Annotated in this window: 7 protein-coding genes; all 7 read right to left on the bottom strand. The window is 67.8% G+C overall.

What is annotated here, in order from left to right; all coding sequences use genetic code 11:
• Nucleotides 1-55: 55 nt before the first annotated feature.
• Entirely contained in the window at nt 56-409 is a 354-nt protein-coding gene (locus tag JNK84_RS19485; protein WP_293426973.1) for a hypothetical protein, read from the bottom strand.
• Nucleotides 410-449: 40 nt separating this feature from the next.
• Entirely contained in the window at nt 450-3,125 is a 2,676-nt protein-coding gene (locus tag JNK84_RS19480; RefSeq protein WP_293426970.1) for a DNA translocase FtsK, read from the bottom strand.
• Nucleotides 3,126-3,345: 220 nt separating this feature from the next.
• A complete protein-coding gene (locus JNK84_RS19475) occupies nt 3,346-4,842 on the bottom strand; it encodes an ammonium transporter (protein WP_293426967.1) in 1,497 nt (498 codons plus the stop codon).
• Nucleotides 4,843-4,875: 33 nt separating this feature from the next.
• On the bottom strand, nt 4,876-5,214 hold the full coding sequence (locus JNK84_RS19470; protein ID WP_293426991.1) for a P-II family nitrogen regulator: 339 nt from the start codon (nt 5,212-5,214) through the stop codon (nt 4,876-4,878).
• A gap of 288 nt (nt 5,215-5,502) precedes the next feature.
• On the bottom strand, nt 5,503-6,369 hold the full coding sequence (tesB, locus tag JNK84_RS19465; protein WP_293426964.1) for an acyl-CoA thioesterase II: 867 nt from the start codon (nt 6,367-6,369) through the stop codon (nt 5,503-5,505).
• A 141-nt stretch (nt 6,370-6,510) separates the two neighbouring features.
• The gene (locus JNK84_RS19460) at nt 6,511-7,299 is read right to left on the bottom strand and encodes an ABC transporter permease (protein ID WP_293426961.1); all 789 of its coding nucleotides are present in this window, start codon (nt 7,297-7,299) and stop codon (nt 6,511-6,513) included.
• Nucleotides 7,296-8,198 (bottom strand): ABC transporter permease, encoded by a 903-nt coding sequence (locus tag JNK84_RS19455; RefSeq protein ID WP_293426958.1) that lies wholly within the window; start codon nt 8,196-8,198, stop codon nt 7,296-7,298. Before JNK84_RS19455 ends, JNK84_RS19460 begins: the two co-directional genes overlap by 4 nt.
• Nucleotides 8,199-8,201 lie beyond the last annotated feature (3 nt).

Genomic DNA, 8,201 nt, shown 5'->3' with positions numbered 1-8,201 from the left:
CAGACACTGCTCCACCTGGGCCAGGTTCCTCACGTCTCCCCACCACCAAGGGTATTTACTTCACCTGCTTTTCGTACCCCGCTCCGCACATGGCCTCCACCCATTGATCTCCGACCTCTCCCCAGAGGCCGGAGACGTTATCTCTTCTGTTGTTCCGGATGTCTGGAGGAACGGCATAAGGCAGGGACGCCTTCAATCCTGGCGGCGTGGCCGACTTGAGTTGTGCGATCGCCTCCTGTCGCGATTTTTCGTTCAGCTGGCTGAACAGCGACGACACGGAAGGCTCGTTTGCCAGGTGCTCGATAATGTCCGCGACTGTTCGCTGTGGTTGGAGGGGAACGATTTCGGAGATCCTGCTGGTTCGCATCTCCGACAGCCACGCCATAGCCATCTGAACCTCCGTCACCATGTTCGGCCTCCACGTGAGCGACGGCTCATCTTATCATGGGCTACCGCTCCGGGACCAGAACCTCGCGCTTGCCGACGTGGTTCGCCTGGCTGACGACGCCTTGGTCTTCCATCATCTCCACGAGCTTCGCCGCCTTGTTGTAGCCGACCGAGAGCTTGCGCTGGATGTATGAAGTCGAGCACTTGCGGTCTTTCGCCACGATCGCCACCGCCTGGTCGTAGAGGGCGTCGTCGCTCTGGGTGTTGCCGCCGAGGCCAAGCACCAGGTCGAGCTCGGCGTCCTCGTCCGGGTCGGGGCCGTCGATGATGCCGTCGTGGTAGTCCGGGGTGCCGAGGCTTTTCAGATGGCGGACGATCTCCTCCACCTCCTCGTCGGACACGAAGGGGCCGTGGACGCGGGTGATCCGCCCGCCGCCGGCCATGTAGAGCATGTCGCCTTGGCCCAGCAGCTGCTCGGCGCCCATCTCGCCGAGGATGGTGCGGCTGTCGATCTTGGACGTCACCTGGAAGCTGATCCGGGTCGGGAAGTTCGCCTTGATGGTGCCGGTGATCACGTCGACCGAGGGCCGCTGGGTCGCCATGATCAGGTGGATGCCGGAGGCGCGGGCCATCTGGGCGAGGCGCTGGATGCAGGCTTCGATCTCCTTGCCGGCGACCATCATCAGGTCGGCCATCTCGTCGACGATGACGACGATATAGGGCAAGGGCTCGAGCGGCAGTTCGTCATTCTCGAAGATCGGTTCGCCGGTTTCCCGGTCGAATCCGGTCTGGATCAGGCGCTGGATGTTCTCGCCCTTCTCTTTGGCTTCCGCGATGCGGGCGTTGAAGCCGTCGATGTTGCGCACGCCGACCTTCGACATCTTGCGGTAGCGCTCTTCCATCTCGCGCACCGCCCATTTGAGGGCGACCACGGCCTTCTTGGGGTCGGTGACGACCGGGGTCAGCAGATGGGGGATGCCGTCGTAGATCGACAGTTCGAGCATTTTCGGGTCGACCATGATCAGGCGGCACTGATCCGGCGTCAGCCGGTAGAGCAACGACAGGATCATGGTGTTGATGGCGACCGACTTGCCCGAGCCGGTGGTGCCGGCCACCAGCAGGTGGGGCATCTTGGCGAGGTCCGTGATGACGGGATCGCCGCCGATGGTCTTGCCGAGCGCGATCGGCAGCTTTTCCTTGGCGGTGATGAAATCCTGACTCGCCAGCATTTCCCGCAGCAGCACGTTCTCGCGCTGGGCGTTGGGCAGTTCGATGCCGATGGCGTTGCGGCCGGCCACGAGAGCGACGCGGGCGGAAATGGCGGACATCGAGCGGGCGATGTCGTCGGCGAGGCCGATGACACGGTTGGAGCGGGTGCCGGGCGCGGGCTCCAACTCGTAGAGGGTCACGACCGGGCCGGGGCGGACATTGATGATCTCGCCGCGCACGCCGAAATCGTCGAGCGTCGAGGCCAGCGTCGTGGCGTTGTCCTGCAGCGTCTCCATCGACATGGAGGCATGCCGCTCGGAGGGCTTCGGCTCCGCCAGCAGGTCGAGGGGGGGCAGCTCGTAATTGTCGCCCGCGCCGTCGGGCGAAGGCAGCGGCAGCTTCTGCTGGACCTGCGCCGCGCGGGGGGCAGGCGCGGGCGCGTGGATGCGGGGCCCCGCCGCCGGCGCCGCGGCCGGCTTCGGCGGATCGATGTCGAAGGGCGGTTCGTCCGGCTCCGGCGCATGGGCGGGAGAGACGCTCGGCGCGTCGTCCAGATGCTCCTCGGCGGGGCGGCTGCGGCCGACGGGGGCGTGATAGGTGCGCGGCTGGCGCTCGGCCGGCGCTTCCATGACCGGCTCGCGGCGCACGCCGGAGCCGCGGCGCTGCGAGGGCAGGCCATCGTCATCCGGTTCGGTGAAGAAGGTTTTCGCGCGGGCGACCATGCCGGGTCCGCGCGGCCCGCCTGTTCCGGGCTCCGCGCCGGCCGCCTGGCGGGCGGTCTCGGGAGCTTCCGCCGCCATGCGGGCAAGCCGCGCCTTGGCGGAGAGCACGCCGTGAGCGAGGGCGCCGACGCCGCTCGACACGGTGCGGCCGATCAGGCCGGGCTCGCGATCGTCGTCGGCCGGCTTGCGGGCCTTCGGCGCGACGCGGTCGATCTCCTCCTCCAGCGTCACCGGCTCGGGGCGCATCAGGAGGCAGATGGCGATGGCGGCGAGGACGCCGCCGACGGCGAGGATGATGAGGCCGACGAGACCGCGCGTCGCCGCGTCCGGCCGGCCGAGCACGGCGGAGATGACGGCAAGGCCGCCGTCGCCGATGACGCCGCCGATACCGGTCGGCAGCGGCCAGCCGCGCGGCGCGGGCATGAGCGAGCAGGCGACCGCGACGGTCATGGCGGCGGCGAGGCCAAGGGGCACGCGCAGTGCCTCGCGGTCGAAGGCGCGGCTTCGCAGCAGGCGCCAGCCCCAGGTGGCGCAGATGGCGAGGAGAACGATGGCCGCGAGGCCGAAGAGCTGCATCAGCAGGTCGGCGAGGATGGCGCCGGGCCGGCCGACCCAGTTCTTCACCGGTGCGTTGGTGGCGTGGCTGAGCGAGGGATCGCCGGCCGTCCAGGTCAGCATGGCGAGCGCCGCGATGGCGACGGCGGCGAGCGTGCCGAGCCCAATGAGCTGGCGCAGCTTGCGGCGCATCAGGCCGCCGAGCCCTTCTGGAACCAGCGATGGTCCGGTCTGCCGGCGCGCCACGGCCATGTCTCTCGCATCCTGTCAGGGCGGCGGCCGGGCACCCGCATCCTCGCACATGCAGCCGCGCCGGGGCCTTCCGGTTCGTTGTCCGACCTTACCGAGGCAAGGGTTGACGGGGGATTAACCATGGCCCCGGGGGGACGGTGTCCAGGGCCGCGGTGACAAAAGAAAGCCCCCGGCGAACGGGTCGCCGGGGGCAGTTTCGCGGGGGCAAGCCGCGAAAACGTCAGAGGTTGTAGGCGCGCTCGCCGTGCTCGGCGAGGTCGAGGCCCTCGCGCTCGCGGTCGGCGGTGACGCGCAGACCGACGATCACGTCGACGATCTTGAAGATCACGAACGAGCCGATGCCGGACCACACGATGGTCAGCAGCACGCCCTTGATCTGCGCCCAGATGGCAGCGCCGAACTCATAGGCGCCGACCGCCAGTTCGCCCGGCTTCGACTCGTAGTCCGGGATGCCGGCGCCGCCGAGAGCCTGGCTGACGAGGATACCGGTGCCGATGGCGCCGATGATGCCGCCGACGCCGTGGATGCCGAACACGTCGAGCGTGTCGTCGTAGCCGAAGGCGTTCTTCACCGTCGAGCAGAAGATGAAGCAGACGCCGCCGGCGATCAGGCCGAGGATGATCGAGCCCATCGGACCGGCGAAGCCGGCGGCCGGGGTGACCGCGACGAGGCCGGCAATGGCGCCCGAGGCGGCGCCCAGCAGCGACGGCTTGCCCTTGGCCGCCCATTCGACGAACAGCCAGGAGAGCGTGGCCGCGCCGGTGGCGACGAAGGTGTTGATGGCCGCCATCGCGGCGGTGCCGTTGGCTTCGAGGTTGGAGCCGGCATTGAAGCCGAACCAGCCGACCCACAGAAGCGCGGCGCCGATCAGCGTCATCACCAGCGAGTGGGGAGGCATCAGTTCCTTGCCGTAGCCGATGCGCTTGCCGAGCACGATGCAGCCGACCAGGCCGGCAATGCCGGCGTTGATGTGGACGACGGTGCCGCCAGCGAAGTCGAGCGCGCCCCACTGGAAGATCAGGCCGGCATCGGCCTTGACGGCGGCGAGCTTGGCCTCGGCGGCGGCCTTGGCGGCAGCGTCGGTGCCGGCGGCGGCGACAGCCTTGACGGCGTCAGCGATGGCGTCGGGGCCGGCCCAGTACCAGACCATGTGGGCCATCGGGAAGTAGATGAAGGTGACCCAGAGGACCGTGAACAGCAGCAGCGCCGAGAACTTCACGCGTTCGGCGAAGGCGCCGACGATGAGGGCCGGCGTGATGCAGGCGAAGGTCATCTGGAAGATGATGTAGGCATATTCCGGAATGACCACGCCGTTGGAGAAGGTCGCGGCGGTCGAGTTGGTGTCGACGCCCATCAGGAAGGCCTTGGAGAAGCCGCCGATGAAGCTGTTGAGGCCGCCGCCGGAGGTGAAGGCGAGCGAGTAGCCGTAGGTCACGTAGATGATCGAGACCAGCGCCACGATGACGAAGACCTGCGTCAGCACCGACAGCATGTTCTTGGCGCGAACGAGGCCGCCGTAGAACAGCGCAAGGCCGGGAATAGCCATCATCAGCACGAAATAGGCCGAGAACAGCACGAAGGCCGTGTCGCCGTTGTTCGGCTTCGGCGGGGTCGGCGCGGCGGCGGGAGCCTGCGCGAGCGCCGGCTCGACGAGGCTTGCGGCGGCGGCGAGCGCCAGCCCCGCAATGCCCCACCGGGAAAGGTTGGACTTGGTCATGAGGGAACTCTCCAGGGAATGTCTGTTGGCGCGTCAGAGGGCGTCGATGTCGGTCTCGCCGGTGCGGATGCGCACGGCGTGCTCGATCGAGGTGACAAAGATCTTGCCGTCGCCGATCTGGCCGGTCTTGGCGGCGCCGGCGATGGCGGCGACGACCTTGTCGACGTCGCCGGCGGGTACCGCGACCTCGATCTTCAGCTTCGGCAGGAAGCTGACGGCATATTCGGCGCCGCGATAGATTTCCGTATGGCCCTTCTGGCGGCCGTAGCCCTTCACTTCCGTAACGGTGAGGCCATGGACCCCGATACCGGTGAGGGCATCGCGGACCTCCTCCAATTTGAATGGCTTGATGATCGCCATTACGATTTTCATGTCGTCATCCCCGATCTGGCCTCGCGGGACGCTGTCGTCGCGGGAGGCTCGCTGGTCTTTGTCGGCTAAAGCCCCGGCAAAGCCGCGGTCCGAACCGGACATGAGCAATCAAGTCGCGTGCCACGAGCTACCGCGACGCACAAAATCCAGTGAGATCAAATGGTTGGAGGGCGCGCGCGGCTACGCGTCCCGGCGCGAAGCCCGTCGATGCCTAAAAAGCGGGCACTTCTGGGCTGAGCCAAAGTTGCGGCTGACCGCGCAACGCGAATTCGCTCAAGAATGAGGCAGTCAGGCGGGCTTCCGGCGGGCCCGCAGCAGGCCTTCCTGCGCCACGGAGGCGACCAGCGCGCCCTCCCGGGTATAGATCGAGCCGCGGGTGAAGCCGCGCGAGCCCTGCCCCGAGGGCGATTCGTGAGCGTAGAGCAGCCAGTCGTCGGCGCGGAACGGCCGGTGGAACCACATGGCGTGGTCGAGGCTCGCCGCCTGCACCGACTGGTCGAAGAACGAGCGCCCGTGCGGCAGGTTGGCGGCGTCCAGCAGCGTCATGTCGGAGGCGTAGGCGAGCACGCACTGGTGGATGACGGGATCGTCGGGCAGGGCGCGCGTCGCGCGCATCCAGACGTGGAAGCGGCCCTCCGGCTGGCTCTCGCCGGTATAGCGGTCAACCTCCACGGGGCGGATCTCGATGGGGCGCTCGCGGGCGAAATAGCTCTTCACGTCCTCGGGCATGTCCGGCCGCAGTTCGGCGCGCACCTCCGATTCCGGCTTCAGGTCTTCCGGCATCGGCACGGCCGGCATGGCGAACTGGTGCTCCTCGCCCGTCTCTTCCGTGTGGAAGGAGGCGGAGAGCGAGAAGATGGCGGCGCCGTGCTGGATCGCCTTGACCCGCCGGGTCGAGAAGCTGCGCCCGTCGCGGGTGCGCTCGACCTCGTAGATGATCGGCGCCTTGGGGTCGCCGGGCAGGACGAAATAGGCGTGCAGCGAGTGCGGCCTGCGGCCTTCGACGGTGCGGCAGGCCGCGACCAGCGCCTGGCCGATGACCTGCCCGCCGAAGACGCGCTGCCAGCGGTCCTTCGGGCTCTGGCCGCGGAACAGGTTCACCTCGAGCGGTTCGAGGTCGAGGATCGACACGAGGCTTTCGACGGCGGAGGTCATGGCGGCAAGGGTCTCTGAACTGTTGAGCCGAGAAACCACTGCCAGCGCCCGCAGGTCAACCGCTAGTAGCGCTCGCCATCGTCATGGCCGGGCTTGTCCCGGGCATGACGTGGTGGGATCGGTGACCTTCCAAACAGTCTGTCAGGTCGCCGGCAGGCCGCGCTTGGTCGCCAGCGAGGCGCCGATGACCAGCACCGTCACCGCCGCGATCATCAGCGTGCAGATGGCGTTGATCTCGGGCGTCACGCCGAGCCGCACCTGGCTGTAGATGCGCATGGGCAGGGTCGTGGAGCCCGGCCCGGTGGTGAAGCTCGCGATGACGAGGTCGTCGAGCGACAGGGTGAAGGCGAGCAGGAAGCCGGCGATGACAGCTGGCGCGATGATCGGCAGGGTGATGCGGAAGAACACCTGCCATGGCGTCGCGCCGAGATCGGCGGCGGCCTCCTCCAGCGAGCGGTCGAAGGTGATCAGCCGCGACTGCACCACGACCGCCACGAAGCCCGACGTGAAGGTCGCGTGCGCCACCGTCACGGTCCAGAAGCCGCGGTCGATGCCGACCGAGACGAAGAGCAGCAGCAGCGACAGGCCGGTGATCACCTCCGGCATGACGATCGGCGCGTAGACGAGCCCGGAGAACAGCGTCCGGCCGCGAAAGCGCAGGTAGCGCGTCAGAGCGAGCGCTGCGAGCGTGCCGACCACCGTGGCAAAGGCCGCCGAGAGCGCCGCGACCTTCGCCGTCATCCAGGCCGCATCGAGGAGTTGGCGGTTCTGCCAGAGCGCGCCGTACCAGCGTGTCGAGAAGCCGCCCCAGACGGTGACGAGCTGGCTGGCGTTGAACGAATAGACGATGAGGATGACGATCGGCAGATAGAGGAAGGCGAAACCGAGCGTCAGCGCCGTGGCATCCAGGAAGCGGGAGCGGGAACTCATCGCGCCGCCTCCAGCTGCCGCGCCTGCTGGCGCTGATAGAGGATGATCGGTCCGACCAGCAGGACCAGCAGCAGCACCGCGACCGCCGAGGCCACCGGCCAGTCGCGGTTCGAGAAGAATTCGGTCCAAAGCGTCTTGCCGATCATCAGCGTGTCTGAGCCGCCGAGCAGGTCCGGGATCACCACCTCGCCGGTGATCGGAATGAAGCAGAGGAAGCAGCCGGCGACGATGCCCGGCAGCGACAGCGGCACGGTGATGCGCCAGAACGCCTTCCAGGGCGGGCAGCCGAGGTCGGCGGCGGCCTCCAGCAGCGTGCGGTCCATGCGTTCCAGCGCCGCATAGAGCGGCAGCACCATGAACGGCAGGTAGGAATAGACGACGCCGATCAGCACGGCGGTCTCGGTATTGGCGATCTGGAGCCGCTCACCGATCAGCCCGAGGCCGATGAGCAATTCGTTGAGCAGGCCTTCGGGCTTGAGGATGCCGATCCACGCATAGACGCGGATCAGGAAGCTGGTCCAGAACGGCAGGATCACCGCCATGACCAGCAGCGGCCGCCAATGCTCCGGCGCGCGCGCCATGGCGTGGGCGATGGGATAGCCGATGATCAGGAGGATCAGCGTGCCGGTGGCGGCGATCCGGATCGAGGTCAGGAAGGCGTCGATATAGAGGCGGTCGCTGGCGATCACCCCGTAATTGTCGAGGGAGAGTTCGCGCGCCTTGGCGAGCCAGCCGGCCGGGCCGTCGCCGAGCTCGAAGACCGGCACGTAGGGCGGGATGGCGGTCGCGACCTGCGACAGCGACATCTTGGCGACGATGGCGAAGGGCACGAGGAAGAACACCGCGAGCCACAGATAGGGCACGAGGATGATGGTGCGGCGGGCTTGGCGCTCGCTCATGGC

This window comes from Phreatobacter sp. (assembly GCF_016793595.1).
In the GTDB taxonomy this organism is placed as follows: Bacteria; Pseudomonadota; Alphaproteobacteria; order Rhizobiales; family Phreatobacteraceae; genus Phreatobacter.
This window is presented reverse-complemented; position numbering and strand designations above follow the sequence as displayed.

Coding starts and splice junctions, on each gene's coding strand:
- JNK84_RS19475 (WP_293426967.1), bottom strand. CDS start 4,842: ATGACCAAGTCCAACCTTTCCCGGTGGGGCATTGCGGGGCTGGCGCTC.
- JNK84_RS19485 (WP_293426973.1), bottom strand. CDS start 409: ATGGTGACGGAGGTTCAGATGGCTATGGCGTGGCTGTCGGAGATGCGA.
- JNK84_RS19480 (WP_293426970.1), bottom strand. CDS start 3,125: ATGGCCGTGGCGCGCCGGCAGACCGGACCATCGCTGGTTCCAGAAGGG.
- tesB (WP_293426964.1), bottom strand. CDS start 6,369: ATGACCTCCGCCGTCGAAAGCCTCGTGTCGATCCTCGACCTCGAACCG.
- JNK84_RS19460 (WP_293426961.1), bottom strand. CDS start 7,299: ATGAGTTCCCGCTCCCGCTTCCTGGATGCCACGGCGCTGACGCTCGGT.
- JNK84_RS19470 (WP_293426991.1), bottom strand. CDS start 5,214: ATGAAAATCGTAATGGCGATCATCAAGCCATTCAAATTGGAGGAGGTC.
- JNK84_RS19455 (WP_293426958.1), bottom strand. CDS start 8,198: ATGAGCGAGCGCCAAGCCCGCCGCACCATCATCCTCGTGCCCTATCTG.